The following is a 19,116-nucleotide window of genomic DNA, read 5'->3' as shown; positions in this document are numbered from 1 at the left end:
ATACAACCCGTAATAAAAAGTAGTCGATTCGATGAGATCGACTACTTTTCACAGGAGCTCTGTAATATGAACTGTCCTGGCTTAGCCTTGTCCTGATGCCATTACGGTGCGATCGTATCCGGTTGTGTCGAAGAATGAATATGCAAGTAACGCTTCATTAGGCCAGTGACCTCGGTGCGCAGCAGGCCGCGCAGCATATAGAAAGAATGCTCGTATCCTCTGCACATGTAATGTACGCGTATACCATGAGTTTGTCGCTCTTCATCGTATACTTTGATTCCTCTTTGTCTGAATTGCTTACGAATGCGATAGAGTTCTGCGGTCGCCTCGTCCTGAGCTTGGCGCAGACTTTCTATGTAAATATAAGCCATCTTCAGCGAGGAAGCAGCTAGTCTGGCTATATCACGCTCCAGAACATCGAGGACAAGCGTCTGCAGCACATAATGCTTTACGAGTAGTGCATCGTCGGTGTGGTGGGGCAGCGTCCCTCGAGGGGACATTGGACGGGAGCTCATCTGACTCCTCCTTCATATCGTTATAATTAATTAATATACGAACTTGTGTTCTTATTATATTCAATATAACGAACAAATATTCGATTATCAAGCGGAAGTGAGTGCCAAAGGGCAGGAATGAGAAGGACATTGTCGAAATGTATCAATGGCTATAACAAAGGAGTGTGGGCAGCAGATGATTAAATTAACGAAGGAACAACGGGAAGTGCTAGTAAGTGAAGTTCAGCATTATTATGAGGTTGAACGATCAGAAACAATTGGAGAGCTTGCATCGGCAGACATATTGGAATTTATGCTGAAGACGATAGGTCCGTACGTTTACAATCAAGCATTGGAAGATGCCCGTAAGATGTTAAATGATCGTTTTGCGGCTGTTGAGGATGAATTGTATGCGATGCACAAGCGTCCACTGAGATAATACCAAACAATCCCTATTCAAGCAGTCAAGTAAAAGGACCAAGTAGGCTGCAAGGAGTATCGATGCAGGTTCGTTCGAGCATTGAGGCGAGGAAGGGTATGATTTTACTGTACGTGCAAACAGGAATATTTTATATCCTGTTCAATGACATCCGATTACGATAATGTAGGATAGGGGGCATGTGTGATGCCGGATAGCAAGCAATGGCTGCTCTGGGCACGACAGCTTCAGGCCATTAGTCAGAACGGCTTGGCCTATTCAAAGGACCCGTTTGATGTGGAACGATTTGAACAGATTAGACATATAAGCGCAGCTATAGCTGCTTCGCATACGGATACAGATGCGGAGCAGCTTGTTCAATTGTGGTCAGGGGAGCAAGGCTATGCGACACCCAAAGTAGATGTAAGAGCCGTTATTTTGCATGAAGACAAGCTGCTGCTTGTGCGGGAGAACAGTGATAATCGTTGGGCGCTTCCAGGAGGCTGGGCGGACAGGGGATTGTCTGCCGCAGAGAACGTTGTGAAGGAAGTGTACGAGGAGGCAGGGTTCCAGGTGGAAGCCGTCAGACTACTCGCTGTGTTGGATAAGCACAAGCATGAGCACCCACTTGGCTGGAATGATGTGTACAAGTTATTTTTCCAGTGCACAATTACAGGAGGAAGTGCTGCACAAGGCATGGAGACGAGTGAGGTGGCATTTTTCCGCATAGGAGAATGGCCTGAACTCTCGGAATCACGCAACACTGCGCAGCAGTTAGATCGTGTGTGTCGTTTGGCGGTTAGCACGGACTTAGGGGTGTGGTTTGATTGATGAACCGTACGGATGGAGTCGGTAGATGGAGCTTCAATGAGGCAGAGCAGCGTATACTGGCCTGGATTGCTGAGGATGAGATCAGAATGTCAGAATTGCAGGCTGTTCGGGAGATGAACTTGCCAGATTGGTGTATCGGAGCGGGCTACGTACGCAATTTGGTATGGGACAAATTGCATCGTTATGCAGAGCCCACACCTTTGAATGATGTCGATGTTGTCTATTATGATTCGATATGTACACAGGAATCGATTGAGAAACAATATGAGCAAGCGTTTCAAGCAAAGCTGCCGCATCGAAAGTGGTCGTTTAAGAATCAAGCGCGCATGCATATGCTGAGACGAGACGAGCCATTTATTTCTACGGCAGACGCTATGATGCATTGGCCGGAGTTGATGACGGCTGTAGATGTACGAATGGAGGCTGATGGGGCGCTGACCTTCATATGTCCGTGGGGGGAGCAGGGCCTTCAAGACTTAATGGAGATGAACATTCGCCAAAGCCCCAAATTTACGGATCGTGCGTATTATGAGGCGCGGGTACGCAATAAGGGGTGGCTGGTCACATGGCCCCATGCGCGCATGAAGTAGCAGCTATAATCAGGGATGAACGGGGGATTATAGCAGAACGGAGGATACGAGTGATAAACCATGTACAATTTGAGCGGATTGCAGAGGAAGGAAGCAAGGCTACCTATGAATTTCGTGCGGAAGGAGCAGGACCTGATGAGGTCGTGCAGGGCATGTTTGATATCGATCTGGAGCGGTACCGGAACATGGAAGCCGAGGGGCATGACGAGGCAATGAATCAGGCCATTTATTGGTTGACACCAATTCAGAGCGATAAGCAATATTGGCTCGGGATGCGGGTCTTTTTCCGTATCTACAAGCATTACTTGGAGCAGGGCGTTTACATAGAACATCAGGAAGCTTAGACACTGTGTGGCTGATCCACAGACGTGGACAAGGCTGATCAAGCGCTGTTATGTATTTTGGAGCATGTACATGGCGAGAGAGACGCAGGTAACAGGGCGGTGTATGAGTATGGTCAGATGGAGGGGCATATAATGAAAATGACGTTGCACAAAGGGGAAGTGCTGTTCCATCAAGGGGATCCTGGCACTTATTTATACCGTATCATTAGTGGATTGTATAAAGTAACACGTCTGCATGAGAATGGGAATATTGTGTTGTTTAATATTTTATATCCGGGAGAGGTCGTGCCGCACCATTCGCTGATTTCTCCTAAAGATTTTCATGGCACAGCGACAGCCTTGACACATGGGGAAGTGGAGCGCATCTCCGCGAAGGATTGGTACGCGGAATTGGCTATAAGCACAGACAAAGCATTAGATGCCGCCAAGCTGCTGCAAGAGAAGCTGCGGTTTATGCAGCAGCGTATCGATCATCTGACAATTGGATCGCCGGCGGAACGACTGGAGCTGCTGAAGAGGTGGATGAACAGTTATGCCAAAGAAGAACGGGTGACGGATCTGCTCACGCAAGAAGAGATCGGCCAATTTATTGGTGTTCGTCGCGAGACAGTAAATCGGCTTATTCGGCAAGGGGTATAGTGATAACGATGAGCGTGTAAGAAGCGGATGTTGTATCCTGTTCCATATGATGTCGGTGTGCTGCAAGGAGTGCTGTCGAGCATCAGGCATTAAGGAAGCGTCAAATGGTGTGACTAATAAAGAAAGCCAAGAGACCGTTCCTGTAGGACGGTCTCTTGTGTATTTAATATGCAATATAAGGATATTATTTAAACAGGGTATGTTTTACTTTCCATTTTTCCAGTGCTATAAATAACCAAAAACTGTATATACCAAACGTGATAATACACAATAGCCACCACTTAATCCAATTGCCGAACAGACCGACTGCGGTTCCTGTAAACGCCAAACGTCGCCCCTCAATGACCGTATGCTCTACTTTCCAACGATACAGCATTGTAAAGCTCCATGGCAGACAAATGCCAAGCGTACACACCGTCACCATAATGCCTAGAATCGTTAACCCGATGTACTGCAGCAATCCTCCATCAAAATAAGAGTCTCCACTCACCTGATCCTGCGCATATGGACGCGCATTCATCGTCATACTCATCTTGTTTTCCCCTTTTCTATGTAATCTACAAGTATACTTCCATTTCCATGTTGCTTTTTCCTGCCTTGTTTTTAAATATGAACTTTTTTTCACATATTTAAAGCCGAAGCCTTGATGATAGCGCAATAAAGGCTCTGGACTAAATTCCAGAGCCTTTCATCTAATATATATTTTTAGTTGGTCGGGAGTATGGTTGATCGTCGTTATGATGAAGGGATAAATTCTATTGCTGATACTTAAAGATTCTAGGTTTTTTTGAACACGTCACACAATACTTAAATCTACGTATTAGCACTACCTTTTTTTTCGTTATCAATTTGCTGTTTGAAAATAGAACGAAAAGAGTAAAGGTATAATATCCACAAGACTAGAGCAACAACATCTATCACGTATGATTTTCCAAAAGAAATTGAAAGCAATAAACCACGGATACTCATGGCAATGCCTAGAAGTCCACATAAATATACGAATAGACGCCTGTATTTCATAGCTGCTTAACCTCCTGAATAATTGGACTAAAGAAAAAATCTGCATTTTACTCGTGCAGATTTTTCTTGTTTACCTACAAAATTGAGTATGCATTTTTCATGGCATCGTTAAGGTCTTTCCAAGCGCTGTAACCTTGATAGGCAAGTGCTATCGCAGTTCCTCCAGCAATTATTGCTGCAATGGCATTACGAATGGGATTGCTCCAGTTGTACCTGCGATAGCTAGTGCATACGCTATTCCGCTATTGTTATATATAGAAACCGAGTTAGCAGCTTGTGTTGCATAAAGCTTAAAGTCTGAAATTGTAGGGTTATTCGTACTGTTTTTCACTAAATACTTTTCTTTGTACGCGTTGTGTACATCTTGCAGATTGTAAGATACTCCAGAGCCAGTGTACAAGTAACATTGAGTTTGTGAGTCGCAATTATAATTGGTGTATTTCCAGTGGCCGCCAGAGTCGAGGGAAGAAAAGTCATCATTTACTTCTAGGGGAGTAACTAATTCGTTGTCGATATAATTGTTTCCGAGTTTGTCATGGGAAAATGTTGTAGTGCGTGTAGTAGTATTTAGCTTATCCTTTAAGTCAAAATCATCATTCAGTTCAAAAGAAATAACTTCTGTTACAGTAACGTGTATAGTTCCATTAGAATCATGAACAGGGGCTCCTAAAGTAACCTCTTTCTTTTGCTTTCCTACCACGTTCCCGTCGAGGTCAGTATAGTCGTAGTAGAAAACATTGCTAGTTGCAGTTGTATTCTGCGCTGAAACAGGTGTTGCGGTCAATAACAAACAGACGACTAGGAACAAAGACAAAGAATGAGAAAAAATTTCTTCAAAAGAGCACTCCTCTCAAAGTGTAATATATTTCCTTAAATAGAATAGCATTCAATCAGATAGATATCTATGGTTCTTTAGAATGAAAGTAATTCCATCTTCAAGTAGAATTTATGAGAGATTTTGGCGATTTTCAAGAAGGCCTGAAAAATTGTGAGGACAACAGGAAAAAAGTCCATGTTATATTGGATACATCGAATTAAGCGATGTTGAAACGCACAGTGGTTTAACACAGCACATTGACTTGTGGCGGGAACTGTTTTCTAAAATGCCGCTATGATTAACAAGTAGATTTGAGTGCAAAGGAGTTAGGTTCTCTGAGTAAGTAACCAGCCGCCGATTGATCTCGACGGCTGACTAAATTTTGCAAAGCGTTTTGATTCCTGTCTCAAAAATGTGATCGGCTCCTGCTATACAACAGACGGCTAATCATTATTGCTCCCAATACTTTCCTGTCGTCAGACGCTCGGCGAGTCGCTTGCTCGATTGACGGCGAATCTTGCGCAGCTCAGAGCGTTCCGCTGCCGATTCGTGCAGCAGGCATTCTTCTTCTGTCTCGGGAACGACAGGGGCTACCGGACAAGGCTTTCCATCCTCATCTCGGGAGACAAAGGTCAGGAACGAAGTGGCTGCGATGACACGTTCGCCTGTATATAAATTTTCAGCGACAATCTTAACGAATACTTCGATACTTGTTCTTCCCGTATGGGTGACAAACGACTCCAGGCATACGGAGTCCGTTTGATGGATCGGCCGCAGGAAATCAACGGAATCCGTGGAAGCTGTCACAACGTTGCAGCGGCTGTGCCGCATAGCGCTGATAGAGGCTACTTCATCGATCAAACTCATTAATTTGCCGCCGAACAATGTCTTATGATTGTTCACATCATTTGGAAATACACGGCCAGTCCGAAATACTCTGGATTCTTTGCACTTTTTCGGTTCAAGCTGGAAGTTAATTGATTCTGGTTGTTGAGACATGATGAGACGCCCTTTCATGAAAAATGACAATGGTCTAATTATAGCGGATTATAGCCAGATGTCGATATCAAATAGCATTGATGCTAATTACACCATTTATTCCTTACAGGGTCTAGCTTGCATGGAACTATTAACGACAAGAAGCCGTCAATCCACACCTGTTGGTGGAATTGACGGCTGTGCACAGCTTGAACAATCAAGCATACTTCGTATGCATAAGCGCCTGATAGATTGCCTTCATTATACAGACCACGCTTAGCAGGAAGTCTGGCCGTGGCTTAGGACAGCTTTCTTACTGCTCCAAGGAGCCGGCAGGACCAAAAAATTCATAATGTACGCGGGAGCGGTCCACTTGCAGTGTTTCCAGCGCCTGATAGATTGCCTTCATAAAAGGGACAGGTCCGCAAAAGTATACATCAGCTTCTGCCAAGATTGCAGCAGGTACAACGGAAGCCAGCCAAGCCGCATCTATATAGCCAACATGGTCGCATGTGTCACTGTCGCTGGCCTGCTCGTAGCAAACAAACGAATGGACACGCTCATGTTCCTCAACGAGCGCAGCGATCTCGCTGCTCAACGCGTGCATTGCGCGGTTCTGCGCCGCATGGATGTAATACACTTCGCGTTCCGGCTCCTCAGACGCGAGTGTATGCAGCATACTTGTCATCGGCGTTAAGCCTACGCCGCCGCTGAGCAGTAGAACCGGCGCGGAAGTACCGCGCTTCAGCGTAAAGTCACCAGCGGGCGCAGTCGCTTCAATGATATCACCTTCATGCACAGCAAGGTGAAGGTAGCTGGATACTACGCCAGCAGGGGAACTAGCGTTGCCGTCCTCCCGCTTTACACTGATGCGATAAGTGTCCGAACTCGGTGCATTCGACAGACTGTAGTGGCGATAATGCGTATTTTTATGGCCCTCGGGCTGCACACGAACAGTCAAGTATTGACCAGGCTCAAAAGAAGCGATCGCTTGGCCGTCCTCCGGCTTCAAATAAAAGGACGTGATAACATCGCTCTCTTCTACTTTGCGTGCGACCACAAAGCGACGCACGTCTTTCCAACCGCCGCTTTGTGTCTCTGCTTCCTTGTACATGTCCTTCTCGACTTGAATAAAGACGTCTGCGATTACACCGTACGCCTCCGCCCAAGCGTTTATAATATCGTCCGTAGCAGCTTCGCCAAGTACATCTTTGATAGCGAGCAGCAAATGCTTGCCGACAATTGGATAATGCTCAGGCTTAATGCTCAGCGCGCGATGCTTTTGGGCGATCTGCTTAACGACAGGGATAATCGTCTCCAACTGATCGATATTGGCTGCAGCTGCGTATACGGCGTTCGCGAGCGCCATCGGCTGACGGCCCTGACGTTGATTCGCATGGTTAAACACATTCAGAAGCTCAGGATGATTGGTAAACATCAATTCGTAAAATCGTGTTGTAATTGCAGGACCATGTTCCGCCAATACCGGAACGGTAGCTTTAACTAATTCAATTGTACGTGGACTTAACATGAGGACATCCTCCTTAATTATAGGTCAAAGTTAAAATGATACTGCTGGATTGTGAAGTGCTCTATAGCACCAAATGGTCAACATGGCTGAATGAGCTTGAGTCACATTAAAATGTCTGAGTTGTTCCTGCTGCCCGGACAAGCTCTTCGGTAGACGCATAACCTATCATGTAGGGCGGACAGCAAAGCGAAATGTTTATAACAGCAAGCAGCTTACAGTTGTCATTTTACGGATGTGATAAACATCACAGTGTGATCGAACGCACATCAAATGTGATCGCTTCTTGAACATCTGTATCATCTATTATGGTTATTTACCATAGTATGGATACGGGGGGGCAACTTAAGTAGGAAATGTTGGAAAAGTGTAAATGCGTCAAATTCACGAGCATAGCAGAGCAAATACAGCAGGAAGCAGACCATAGATGGGACTGGTTCAGGCTCGTTCCCGTTAAATGCGGTTAAATCCAGACGGCAGCGATATTTGAAGAATGGATGCGGTTTGGAGGGCATATAGATTGTGGTATAATATCTTTAGCTAAGGTTAACCCAAAAACAATTACAGAAAGGATCAGGATACCAATGCGTCCCCGAAGGATGATGCCCCAAAGGACAATCTGGAAACGTTATGATCTTTCCTACATCTAGCTTCTCTCGCAGATCGTGAAGTCACTTGACGAATGAGACTGACTGCGAAGGAAGCGTGACGAAGATGAATCGAAGGATGAAGTCCTCTATTTGTATTCCCGCAGTCAGTCATAGGCAAACTATGCGACAGACGAGAGGGAACAAAGATGAGGAAAAACGAACAATTACGTAACATAGGTTGGATGTTGTTAGGATCAATTTTACTTGCTTTTAGTTATTATCACATTAATTTTCAGAACCATTTAGCAGAAGGCGGGTTCGTAGGCTTGGCGCTTATCGGCAAATATACATTTGACTGGTCGCCTGCTCTCACCGTATTGCTGCTCGACATTCCGGTATTTATTGCGGCTTGGTTCTTCAAAGGCCGAACCTTTATTATGAACACAGCGATTGCTACAGGCGTATTCTCGCTTACTTATGAGCTGTGTGAACGGTTTTCGCCGTTTGTGTTTGATTTTGGTTCGAATTTACTGCTTGCGGCTATTGTGTCCGGGATACTGACTGGATTAGGCGCAGGAATTGTGCTTCGCTTCGGCGGCGCGACAGGCGGCGATGATATTGCAGCACTGTTTATAAGTCGTATTACGAAGCTGAGCGTAGGTACAGTATTTATATTGATTGATGTCGCGGTATTGCTTGTGTCGATGTTTTTCCTACCGCTTATGGATACGTTGTATACGATTTTGGCGGTAAGCGTAGCGGGCAAAGTGATCACGTGGACCGTTCAAGCAGGTACGGCACGTCGTCCGGTAAAGGTAGCTTCCAAAGTACCTGCAGTGCCGGCAGTTCGGCATCAGCATGGATAATAGACATTTAATAAGGAACCGTTCGATTGCTGCCTGTGAAGGGGAGGATCGAACGGTTCTTTTTGCCTTGCGCTGTACAGCTGATTGTGCCACAATGGGGGTAACTCAGGATGTATGTCGGACGTGATTAACGGGGGAGCTATGGAATACGAGAAAATTAGAAAAAGCATCGAAGCAGCGAAGCTGTATTATTTGCACGACTACAGCCAACAAGATATTGCAAGTCGACTCGGCGTGTCGCGTCCAACGGTATCGCGCCTGCTGCAGCAGGCCAAAGAAGAAGGATTCGTAGAAATTCGTATTATGGACCCAAGGGAAGACAGGAAGCAGCTTCAGGAGGAACTGGAGCAGGCGTTTGGGTTGGAGCAAGCGTTGGTCGCTTCGATTCCGGCATTTGATGAGCCGATCATTAAGCAGTACATTGGTATGCTTGCAGCGGAATACGTGAACAGCATCGTGAAGGATGGAGATATCATTGGCACGACATGGGGAACGACCTTGTATCAAGTTGCTGCACATCTGGAGCACAAAGCATTAAAGGATGTACAGATTGTACAGCTCAAGGGGGGCGTTAGCCATTCCGAACAGAAAACATATGCATCTGAGATTTTACATTTGTTCGGACAAGCCTATAACGCGATGCCTTATCATCTACCGCTGCCAGCCATTGTGGACCATGTAGTAGTGAAGCAAGCAATCGAAGCGGATCGCCATATCCGGAGGCTGCTGGATTTGGGCAGACAGGCGAATATTGCGTTATTTACAGTAGGTGTTCCGGATGCAAACGATTCGTTATTGTTCCACCTTGGTTATTTTACGGAAGAAGATATTCAATTGTTGTCCCAACATGCTGTTGGTGATATTGGATCGCGGTTTATCGACAGAGAGGGACGAATTTGCAACGAGCAGTTAAACGCAAGGACGATTGGAATTGAATTGGAGGAGTTAAGGCAGAAGGAAAAGTCGGTATTAATTGCGGGCGGAGCACAAAAGGTTGACGGTATTCGTGGAGCCTTGCAGGCGAAGTATGCCAATGTGCTGATTACAGATCAATTTACGGCAAGACTTCTGTTGAATCGGGATAATCTGAATTAGCTGTACAGCTCTTTCATAAAAATAGATCATACTAGAGATACTGTCATAAGGCAGTATCTCTTTTTGTGCTTGTGTGTACATAAATAGAAATTAACAATTTGAGATGTTATGATTTTACAAATGTTCAATATGGTATGTGAGGAGGTAAAGATTAAAGAGAAGATGATACAAAATAGTTGAATTGGGAATGAATACGTTGTGGAAATGCTGGAAATAAAGCAATATTGAATAATTTAAGAACATGAAGTCGAATGAATATAACATTTGTTCAAAATAGTATTTACAAAAGTTCAAATGCTTAGTATATTACATTCGTAAGGCGTACATGATTGCGGACGTGCGAATCAGGGTACTGATTAGCGTGTTATTCGTTAGAAAGTAAGCGCTATTATAAAGCAACACATTAAAGAGCTGGAGGCTATAGAATGAAATTTGTGTATGCCCTGTTAGGACTGCTGCTTGTCTTTGGACTGGCGTATGCGGTCAGCAATAACCGCAAAGGTATTCGTTACAAACCGATATTTGCGATGATCGTTACGCAATTGGTGCTCGGATTTATCGTATTAAATACGGAAATCGGGATTGTGTTGATTAAATTTGTATCAGGGCTCTTTGATAAGCTGATGCAGTTTGGTATAGGCGGCGTGGAGTTTGTATTTGGTGGTCTGCAGAATGAAGGGGCTTCTACATTCTTCTTAAACGTATTGCTGCCAATTGTCTTTATTTCGGTACTGATCGGAATATTAAACTTCATTAAAGTCCTGCCCTTTATTATCAAGTATGTCGGATTAGCTTTAAGCAAGCTGAACGGCATGGGCAAGCTGGAGAACTACGTTGCGGTGTCCGCAGCCGTGCTTGGACAATCGGAAGTGTTCCTAACGACAAAAAAACAATTGGGACAAGTGTCCAAACAGCGACTCTACACTTTGTGTACGTCAGCAATGAGCGCAGTAAGCGTGGCGATCGTTGGAGCGTACATGACGATGCTGGAACCTAAATATGTCGTAGTTGCGATCATCTTAAATATCTTCTCGGCACTTATTATAGCGAGTCTGATCAATCCTTATAAAGTGACGCCAGAGGAAGATGTTGCTGTTGTACAAGAGGAAGGCAAGAAGGAATCGTTCTTCCAAATGATTAGTGAGAGTATAATGGATGGCTTTAAAGTTGCCATTATCGTTGGCGCGATGTTGATTGGTTTTATCGCATTAATGAATATGATCAACTGGGTATTTGAAGCTATCTTCCAAATATCGTTCCAAAACGTACTTGGCTATATATTCGCTCCTGTCGCTTTCTTAATGGGAGTTCCTTGGTCCGAAGCCGTATCTGCGGGTGGCATTATGGCTACAAAGCTCGTAACCAATGAATTTGTGGCGATGCTTAACTTTAAAGAGATTGCGAGTGGTATGTCCGACCGCGCGGTTGGTATCGTATCTGTGTTCTTGGTAAGCTTTGCTAACTTCAGTTCCATTGGAATCATTACCGGTGCTGTCAAAGCACTAAATGACAAACGTGGTGACGAAGTGGCGCAGTTTGGCTTAAAGCTGCTGTTTGGATCTACGCTGGCTTCCATTTTATCGTCAACATTAATTGGATTATTCTTGTAATTGCGGTTTTACCGGCTAAGCCGGATCACTATAAACGCATCGTTGGAGAGGATGGCTTATGATGAGAATGGTTGACTTGATTACGAAAAAGCGGGATGGCGGACAACTGACGAAGCAAGAAATCGACTTTATTATTGAAGGTTACACAAAAGGTACGATTCCGGATTATCAGATGTCTTCCTTCTTAATGTCCGTATTTTTTAAGGGCATGACACCTCAGGAAACAGCAGACATGACAATGGCAATGGTGGATTCAGGCGATACGATTGACCTGTCCGCTATTAAAGGAATAAAAGTAGACAAGCACAGCACAGGTGGTGTGGGCGATACAACAACAATTGTGCTGGCTCCCCTAGTCGCAGCAGTAGGAGTACCAGTGGCAAAGCTGTCTGGGCGTGGTCTTGGCCATACCGGAGGCACGGTTGACAAGTTCGAAGCAATTCCTGGCTTCCATGCGGAAATTGACAATGAACAATTTATCAAGCAGGTGAATGAAGTTAAAGTTGCGGTTACAGGACCCACAGGCAACTTGACTCCTGCAGATAAGAAAATCTACGGATTGCGCGACGTAACAGGAACGGTAAACTCGATACCGTTGATGGCAAGCTCGATTATGAGCAAGAAGATCGCCTCCGGATCTGATGCGATTGTGCTTGATGTTAAGGTTGGCGCAGGTGCGTTTATGAAAGACTTGGAGGGGGCCAAAGCGCTTGCCGAAGCGATGGTTGAAATCGGCAGTAATGTTGGCCGCAACACGATGGCGGTCATTTCCGATATGAATCAGCCGCTCGGATATGCGATTGGTAATGCGCTTGAAGTGAAGGAAGCAATCGACACGCTGCGTGGCGAAGGTCCTGACGATCTGCACGAACTGTGCTTAACGCTTGGCAGCCATATGGTGTATTTGGCTGAACATGCCAAGAGTGTTGAAGAAGCGCGCCGTCAGTTGGAGGATGCGATTGAGAGCGGCAAAGCGCTGGCAACGTTTAAGGCGTTTATAGAGGCACAAGGCGGCGATGCATCCATCGTGGATGAGCCTTCCAAGCTTCCAGCAGCAAACTATCAGATCGCTGTTAAAGCGAAGCAGGACGGTTATGTATCCGAGATCGTTGCAGATAGCATTGGGACGGCCGCTATGATTCTAGGTGCTGGCCGTGCGACAAAAGAGTCTGAGATCGACCTTGCTGTCGGACTTATGCTGGAGAAGAAGATTGGTGATGAAGTGAAGCAGGGGGATACGATTGTAACGATCCACAGCAACCGCGAGGCAGTAGAAGATGTGATTGAGCGTATCTATGAGGCTTATACCATCACAAGCAATAAAGTGGAGCGTCCAACGCTGGTTCACGCAGAAATTCATTCCAAGTAAGCTGCAGCATAAGGAAGTGGCAAGTAAAATATAACCCAATTGAGTGGAGGAACCCTACATGAACACTGAACAAATTGCACGTTTAATCGATCATACTTTATTAAAGCCAGACGCAACGCGCGATGCGATTATCCGCCTAGCGGAGGAAGCAAAGCAGCATCATTTTGCATCAGTATGTGTGAACCCTGCTAATGTAAAGACGGCTTATGAAGTATTAAAAGATACGCCTGACGTCAAGGTGTGTACAGTAATTGGTTTCCCGCTAGGGGCTTCTACACCTGAGGCGAAGGCATTTGAGACACAAGATGCGATTGCTAACGGAGCCACAGAGGTAGACACCGTTATTAATGTAGGCGCGTTAAAAGACAAGTTGGATGAGCTTGTAGAGCGTGACATTCGTGTAGTTGTGGAAGCAGCAAAAGGTAAAGCGCTTGTTAAAGTTATTATCGAAACATGCTTGTTGACGGATGATGAGAAAGTTCGTGCTTGTGAGTTGTCTGTACGCGCAGGCGCTGACTTTGTAAAGACATCAACTGGTTTCTCGACAGGTGGCGCAACAGCGGCCGATATCGCGTTAATGCGTAAGACTGTAGGGCCTGACGTAGGCGTCAAAGCTTCGGGCGGTGTCCGCAGCGCAGAAGATTTCGCAGCAATGGTACAAGCTGGCGCGAGTCGGATTGGAACGAGTTCCGGTATTGCGCTGGTGAAGGGTGAGCAGTCTAATTCGGCTTACTAAGTCGGACGGATAAGATGTTTAAAAGACTTTGATATAAATAGAACGTCAGGAGCTGTCTTTGGTGTACGTGGCCAAAGGCAGCTCTTTTTTGCGCGGGTACATAGTTATAAACAGAATTAATAATGGAAATAAAAACAACCCTACCCATTAAGAATGCATGTTCGCCCATACCTGCGCATATGCTTGTATTATACAGGCATTATGATGCGGATGGAGGCGTTATGATGGAAGCGATCATAAAGGCAATGTTGGAGAAGCTGCCGCCTTGGGGCTATCATTTGTTTACCGTTGTTATATCTGCAGGCATCATATTTTATTTTTTTAAAACGCTGTATATTAATAAAAAATTGAGTGATATGGTATCAGACGTGATGACAAGAGATGAGCGCATGCAGACGTATCAGGAAAAGTTGGATACGCTTCGCACATCTCAAATGGACAGTGAGCACGCTGCTCAGCAATCTCTTTCCGCGCTGCGCAACTTGAAGACATTCACAGATACATGTAGTGACCTGCGAATGCTATTAGACCCTTACATGGCGCTGACAGAGTCGGCTTTTTTGCTACAGCGGATGCTGGACATGCTTGCAATCGACATGAAAATGAAGCCGGGAGGTCACCATCGTTGTGGAATATGGTTGTACGCAGATCAGACCTTAACGCTTCGCTTTGCGTCTGCGGGCTTCCCCAAAAAGTATGTTGGTGAGCGGCAGCTGCATGTCGATCGCTCCGTAGCAGGCCGCTCCTTTCGAAAGCAGACGGCAGTTCATTGTTCCGACGTTAAAAAGGATGAGGACTGGGAACGTAATCTAGATTCCAAAAGTCCGTATCAATCACTGCTCTGTCTTTCGTTAGGTGTGCATGGTGTATTAACTATTGATGGGCTGGAGCCCTTCCATGAAGCAGGCAGAGTCATTGCTGACATGTATGCCAGCCTTATGATAGGCGTGCTTGCAGACCATGCTGCCGCCTTCCAGCTATGGGCAGCTTCCAGGCTGGAAGAACAGGGGGGAAACGTAACCGCATAGGCCGCATAGGCGCCCTAGCTTTCTGCGGACCTCCTGCAGACTGTTAAGGATCAATATGAAACTCCGAACCGCATTAAAACGATAAAGGATAACTTCTATTTTACAGTGTGCATGCCTTACACTTAGCAGATGGAGCAGTTGCAAGGACAGACCATACGTTTTGATGATGTTGGAGTCCTGCTCATGATGCAGTCACCGTGCATAAGCCTTTAAGAATAACGAACACTACCTCTGTATTGTGATGAGATATGGAGGCTGATGTAGGCATGAATCGATTTGGTACACAAAATGTGCTTAAGTCCCGACAAACATCCCGATGTTTAGTACTGGGAGTCCTACTGTTAATCGGGCTGTGCAGCGGCACAGCAACTGTAAGTGCGAGGTCGGTCAACCATCCAGGACAAGAAGTGAATCAACAGATCGACTACCCGCAAGCTGCCTACATACGCGCTGGATCGCTGTGGATTAGCAAGGGTGGTGTGGAATACCGAGCTACTGATCAGACGAGGGCGAGCTTGCCCAAATGGTCCGCAGATGGCAAGTTTATTGCTTATTGGGTGGCAGAGCAGAACTTGTGGGTATATGACGTGGAGCGCAAGCGAAGTGCACTTGTAGTGGAGAGCGCAGATCAATACAGTTGGTCTCCCAAGGAGCATATACTGGCTGTTAGGGAAAATGGACTGCTAAGTGTTGTGGATATTGCACGGCTAGCGGCAGGACAGCTCCAGGTCCAGCAGCCAGTCGTATCAGGTGTCGGAAATTATTCATGGACACCTGACGGAAGTGGCTTTCTTGTGTCATCGCTAGCTCAATTGCAGCCTACAGGCTGGACCAATGTCAAATTGTATGTGGTTCCACTCACGGCCAACATGGACCCCAAGCAGGTAAAACAGCTTTATATGCTGCCAAGTCAATCGGACGACTTTTTTGCGGTAGGGACAAGTATATTTAAGTGGTCTTCAGATGGGAAGTGGATCGCCTTTATCGCCAAGCCTACCGCATCGTTGTCGGCGGACGGCAATCTATTATGTGTGTTGTCTCGTGACGGATCGAGATTTTACACGCTAGACAAAATGTTAGGTTATCCGTCTTGGTTTAATTGGGCACCACAAACGAATAAGCTGGCTTCTATTGCAGGTGAAGGGCGATTCTCTGTTGAAAATAAACAGCTAACAGTGGATGAACTTCCAGTGATCCAATCCAAATCCTATACACCAAGCGGGTATGCGGACCGAGACTTTACATGGCTTGATGACTATCATATCGTAGTTGCACGAGCAAAAGAGCGGGCATGGTCAAACACACCGGGAGAAAGACCACTACCCGCATTGTACAGAATTGGGTTAGATGATAACCAACAAATCCGAATAACAAACCCTCCATCGGGAAGTGGAGATTTCTTTCCTCAGCACATGAAGTCCCGTAGTGATCGTTTGACTTGGATCCGGACAACCCGAAAGCAAGCAGATGCATGGTCATCGGGACCATCAGGCGATAAACCGTATCTGATCATAAAGCAATTGGACATGCCAAATGAATATTATGATCATTTCAATTGGGAAGAAGTCATTGCGTGGTATGGGGGAGAAAGGGGGGACTTCCAATAAGAACTTCCTACGGACGGTTAACGCTGTCTCATATTTTCTGTCTGTAAATAAGAATGAGTTGGTAATTGTTTCTACCAACTGATATGATAATATGTACATTTGGAGTATATATTTCTTATAAGAGACGGAGAATCGTAGATGTGGAGAAATCGAAACGTATGGATCGTGTTGGCAGGTGAATTTATTGCGGGGCTAGGCATGTGGACCTCCATTATTGCGAATCTCGAATTTATGCAGCAGCATGTTCCATCTGACTTTATGAAGTCACTTATTTTATTTACAGGTTTGCTAGCGGGAATTATTGTAGGTCCTTTAGCTGGGAGAGTTGTTGATTCAAATCGAAAGAAGAAAGTATTGATTATATCAGGTGTAGGCCGGCTGATCAGTGTATGCTTTATGTTTCTGGCGTTGGCCTTTGACTCTGTGACATGGATGGTGGTGTTCGGGGTAGCGTTGCAATTGTCGATGGCATTTATGTTCCCGGCTTTGCAGGCGCTCATCCCGCAGATCGTGGCAGAGAAGGATCTGATGACACTGAATGGTGTATTTATGAATGCATCAACAATTGCAAGAATTTTGGGAACGGCTCTTGCGGGTGCACTGCTGCTTGTCATGAGCTTGTACACGTTGTATTTATGCTCCTTTATCGCGTATGCGTTGCTGCTTGTTTCTACCTGCTTCCTGAAAGTAGATGAGGAGATATCGACTGACAAGCAGGGCAAGAGTAACAGCAAAGGTGCGTTTAAAGAGATGATACCAGTATTAAAAACAATGCCTGTCGCGATGATGATGCTGGGTATTTCATTGCTGCCGATCTTGTTTCTTGGATCGTTTAATTTGATGGTTATTAATATCAGTGAACTGCAGAACAGCGTGCAGATTAAAGGTTTATTGTACGCAGCAGAGGGGATTTGCTTCTTTATCGCCGCATTGTTTGTCAAACGTATAATGGGTAAAGGCAGCACATTAAAAAAGCTGTTTGGATTATCGGTCGTTATTGCCATTTCACAATTCCTGTTATTTTTTGCGGACGTTCCAATCATCTCGATCGTGTCGTTTGGTCTGTTAGGATTTGCTCTGGGTTGTTTCTTCCCGCTCGTCGCAACTTATTTTCAAACGGGAATTCCCAAGGAGTATCATGGTAGATTCTTTTCGCTGCGCGGTATGTTAGAACGATTATTATTCCAAGTTGTACTGCTGTCATCCGGATTTTTCCTGGATACGATCGGATTAAAATACATGGTGCTGATCTTTGGCGCTTTATCCATTACTATAGTGCTGTATGGTCTATTTCAGGCTAAACGGTTATCCGCATATAAGCTGGAGGCTTCTAGCTCCGTTTCATAATCGGCGTCAATCAATTGCATATACGAAGACCTGTGACCTGTTGCTCCATTGGAGTTGGCAGGTCTTTTTTTATTTTAGGAATGCAGTGTAGAGTCTCGATTATAAAAGCTTAAATCAGAATTAAACAACCATAAGCGTACATAAATGATCAGTCACGAATCTGTTGTGAGAATTGCGGGCAAACTGAACGAGACATTGAACTTATTCCCATTCCTAATGTTCGAAGTGTCGAAGAAAGATAGGTTGAACATGGAAGCTAAGGGGGCTGGCACGATGAGTTTTGGATTAAAGTGCATGCTGCGAATAAGCTTATTTATAAGTTTAATAACAATAAGCACAGCAGGCTGTCTGTGGCCCGAATCAAGGGCGGTGTCCGTTGACGACAAGCCAAGCCAATTCAACGGATATATTGTGACACATCAGGTAAAAGAGGAGCAGGTGCTGTTTGTTTGGGGTAACATCAGAGCACAGGACTTGGAGGACAAATCGGTGCAGCAGCTTATACAGTTGGTCAAGCCGAATGCACTTTGGGTAGATATCCGCTCCATTCCACAATCATTCAGTCCAGGCGACAAGGTTCATTTATGGATTTCCGAACGCGATGAGATAGCTTATCCAGGTACGGCCAAGGCGATCAGATTGGAGATTATAAACGGATCAAAATAAGAAGCAGCTGCGTGCAAGAAAGCTGCTTCTCTGGCGTCAGCCGCGTAGATATGAATGTATGCTCCCTTGTTACATCAGTGCAATGACAAGAAGCTCAAATAACACTAAAGGTAAGATGACGTTGTTGTAGTAAGGATTGAAGGCACGGTAAAAATCGTAAGGGCTAGGGCTGTGACCGTAGGAGTGGCAGCCGCAGGACTGGCCGGGCATGGACTGCATAGGAGTCTGATGCATGTAAGTCATATCATATGAATAAGGCATAGGCTGTTGCGGTTGAGGCTGCGGCTGGCCTGCAATGCTTAAATGAAGGATGCTGCCCTCGACTTTGACAATGACTCCTTCATAAATTTGACCGTCAATGGTTGTGATTTTGACAGGGGAGTTAATATAAGGGCTAACGGCTTGCTGCGCCCGCTCGCGGACGCCTTTCAGATTGGTAACCGTATTTGGTGTGGCTTGATACACCACTGCAGATTCGCTAGCATTAGATGACATATGAATAACCTCCGATATTGTAAATAGGGATAATGTATCGTATGCGTT

The 19,116-nt window shown here is 45.4% G+C and carries 21 protein-coding genes; 15 read left to right on the top strand and 6 right to left on the bottom strand.

The window, feature by feature from the left end; translation table 11 throughout:
* Window positions 1-101: 101 nt before the first annotated feature.
* Complete coding sequence (locus MH117_RS09110) at window positions 102-515, bottom strand: YhjD family protein (protein WP_239328338.1); 414 nt, start codon at window positions 513-515, stop codon at window positions 102-104.
* Window positions 516-660: 145 nt separating this feature from the next.
* Here MH117_RS09110 and MH117_RS09105 point away from each other — a divergent pair, with 145 nt between their 5' ends.
* From MH117_RS09105 to MH117_RS09085, 5 genes are all read left to right on the top strand, one after another.
* Window positions 661-933, top strand: coding sequence for a DUF2164 domain-containing protein (locus MH117_RS09105; RefSeq protein WP_239328337.1), 273 nt, complete (start codon window positions 661-663; stop codon window positions 931-933).
* Between the two features lie 186 nt (window positions 934-1,119).
* On the top strand, window positions 1,120-1,743 hold the full coding sequence (locus tag MH117_RS09100) for an NUDIX hydrolase (RefSeq protein WP_239328336.1): 624 nt from the start codon (window positions 1,120-1,122) through the stop codon (window positions 1,741-1,743).
* Window positions 1,743-2,333, top strand: a complete 591-nt coding sequence (locus MH117_RS09095; RefSeq protein ID WP_239328335.1) for a nucleotidyltransferase family protein — start codon at window positions 1,743-1,745, stop codon at window positions 2,331-2,333. The genes MH117_RS09100 and MH117_RS09095 overlap by 1 nt, the downstream gene beginning before the upstream one ends.
* 50 nt (window positions 2,334-2,383) lie before the next feature.
* Entirely contained in the window at window positions 2,384-2,677 is a 294-nt protein-coding gene (locus tag MH117_RS09090) for a hypothetical protein (protein ID WP_239328334.1), read from the top strand.
* Window positions 2,678-2,809: 132 nt separating this feature from the next.
* Complete coding sequence (locus MH117_RS09085) at window positions 2,810-3,316, top strand: Crp/Fnr family transcriptional regulator (protein ID WP_239328703.1); 507 nt, start codon at window positions 2,810-2,812, stop codon at window positions 3,314-3,316.
* Between the two features lie 184 nt (window positions 3,317-3,500).
* Here MH117_RS09085 and MH117_RS09080 read toward each other — a convergent pair whose 3' ends face one another.
* The 3 genes from MH117_RS09080 to MH117_RS09070 form a co-directional block, all read right to left on the bottom strand.
* On the bottom strand, window positions 3,501-3,836 hold the full coding sequence (locus tag MH117_RS09080; protein WP_239328702.1) for a DUF898 domain-containing protein: 336 nt from the start codon (window positions 3,834-3,836) through the stop codon (window positions 3,501-3,503).
* Between the two features lie 669 nt (window positions 3,837-4,505).
* The gene (locus MH117_RS09075; protein WP_239328333.1) at window positions 4,506-5,126 is read right to left on the bottom strand and encodes a hypothetical protein; all 621 of its coding nucleotides are present in this window, start codon (window positions 5,124-5,126) and stop codon (window positions 4,506-4,508) included.
* A 477-nt stretch (window positions 5,127-5,603) separates the two neighbouring features.
* Entirely contained in the window at window positions 5,604-6,152 is a 549-nt protein-coding gene (locus MH117_RS09070; RefSeq protein ID WP_239328332.1) for an acyl-CoA thioesterase, read from the bottom strand.
* A 16-nt stretch (window positions 6,153-6,168) separates the two neighbouring features.
* Between MH117_RS09070 and MH117_RS09065 the strand changes: the two genes are divergently transcribed.
* Entirely contained in the window at window positions 6,169-6,411 is a 243-nt protein-coding gene (locus MH117_RS09065) for a hypothetical protein (protein ID WP_239328331.1), read from the top strand.
* A 33-nt stretch (window positions 6,412-6,444) separates the two neighbouring features.
* On the opposite strand, the gene hmpA is transcribed toward MH117_RS09065, so the two are convergent.
* A complete protein-coding gene (gene hmpA / locus MH117_RS09060) occupies window positions 6,445-7,662 on the bottom strand; it encodes an NO-inducible flavohemoprotein (RefSeq protein ID WP_239328330.1) in 1,218 nt (405 codons plus the stop codon).
* Between the two features lie 793 nt (window positions 7,663-8,455).
* On the opposite strand from hmpA, the gene MH117_RS09055 reads away from it, so the two are divergent.
* From MH117_RS09055 to MH117_RS09015, 9 genes are all read left to right on the top strand, one after another.
* Window positions 8,456-9,115, top strand: a complete 660-nt coding sequence (locus tag MH117_RS09055) for a YitT family protein (RefSeq protein WP_239328329.1) — start codon at window positions 8,456-8,458, stop codon at window positions 9,113-9,115.
* A gap of 141 nt (window positions 9,116-9,256) precedes the next feature.
* Window positions 9,257-10,210 carry a sugar-binding transcriptional regulator gene (locus tag MH117_RS09050; RefSeq protein WP_239328701.1) on the top strand — a complete coding sequence of 318 codons (954 nt, stop codon included), beginning with the start codon at window positions 9,257-9,259 and terminating at the stop codon, window positions 10,208-10,210.
* A gap of 425 nt (window positions 10,211-10,635) precedes the next feature.
* On the top strand, window positions 10,636-11,820 hold the full coding sequence (locus tag MH117_RS09045; RefSeq protein WP_239328328.1) for a NupC/NupG family nucleoside CNT transporter: 1,185 nt from the start codon (window positions 10,636-10,638) through the stop codon (window positions 11,818-11,820).
* Window positions 11,821-11,881: 61 nt separating this feature from the next.
* Window positions 11,882-13,189: a pyrimidine-nucleoside phosphorylase gene (locus MH117_RS09040; RefSeq protein ID WP_239328700.1), complete on the top strand. Its 1,308-nt coding sequence runs from the start codon at window positions 11,882-11,884 to the stop codon at window positions 13,187-13,189.
* Window positions 13,190-13,247: 58 nt separating this feature from the next.
* Window positions 13,248-13,925 carry a deoxyribose-phosphate aldolase gene (gene deoC / locus MH117_RS09035; RefSeq protein WP_239328327.1) on the top strand — a complete coding sequence of 226 codons (678 nt, stop codon included), beginning with the start codon at window positions 13,248-13,250 and terminating at the stop codon, window positions 13,923-13,925.
* A 224-nt stretch (window positions 13,926-14,149) separates the two neighbouring features.
* Entirely contained in the window at window positions 14,150-14,953 is an 804-nt protein-coding gene (locus tag MH117_RS09030; protein WP_239328326.1) for a GAF domain-containing protein, read from the top strand.
* A 266-nt stretch (window positions 14,954-15,219) separates the two neighbouring features.
* Window positions 15,220-16,560 carry a translocation protein TolB gene (locus MH117_RS09025; RefSeq protein ID WP_239328325.1) on the top strand — a complete coding sequence of 447 codons (1,341 nt, stop codon included), beginning with the start codon at window positions 15,220-15,222 and terminating at the stop codon, window positions 16,558-16,560.
* Window positions 16,561-16,698: 138 nt separating this feature from the next.
* Window positions 16,699-17,907, top strand: a complete 1,209-nt coding sequence (locus tag MH117_RS09020) for an MFS transporter (RefSeq protein ID WP_239328324.1) — start codon at window positions 16,699-16,701, stop codon at window positions 17,905-17,907.
* A 273-nt stretch (window positions 17,908-18,180) separates the two neighbouring features.
* The gene (locus MH117_RS09015; RefSeq protein ID WP_239328323.1) at window positions 18,181-18,573 is read left to right on the top strand and encodes a DUF3221 domain-containing protein; all 393 of its coding nucleotides are present in this window, start codon (window positions 18,181-18,183) and stop codon (window positions 18,571-18,573) included.
* 69 nt (window positions 18,574-18,642) lie between these two features.
* Here MH117_RS09015 and MH117_RS09010 read toward each other — a convergent pair whose 3' ends face one another.
* A complete protein-coding gene (locus tag MH117_RS09010; protein ID WP_239328322.1) occupies window positions 18,643-19,068 on the bottom strand; it encodes a hypothetical protein in 426 nt (141 codons plus the stop codon).
* Window positions 19,069-19,116 lie beyond the last annotated feature (48 nt).

The sequence above is a fragment of the Paenibacillus sp. ACRRX genome (genome assembly GCF_022346885.1).
Taxonomy (GTDB): Bacteria; Bacillota; Bacilli; order Paenibacillales; family Paenibacillaceae; genus Paenibacillus_B.
This window is presented reverse-complemented; position numbering and strand designations above follow the sequence as displayed.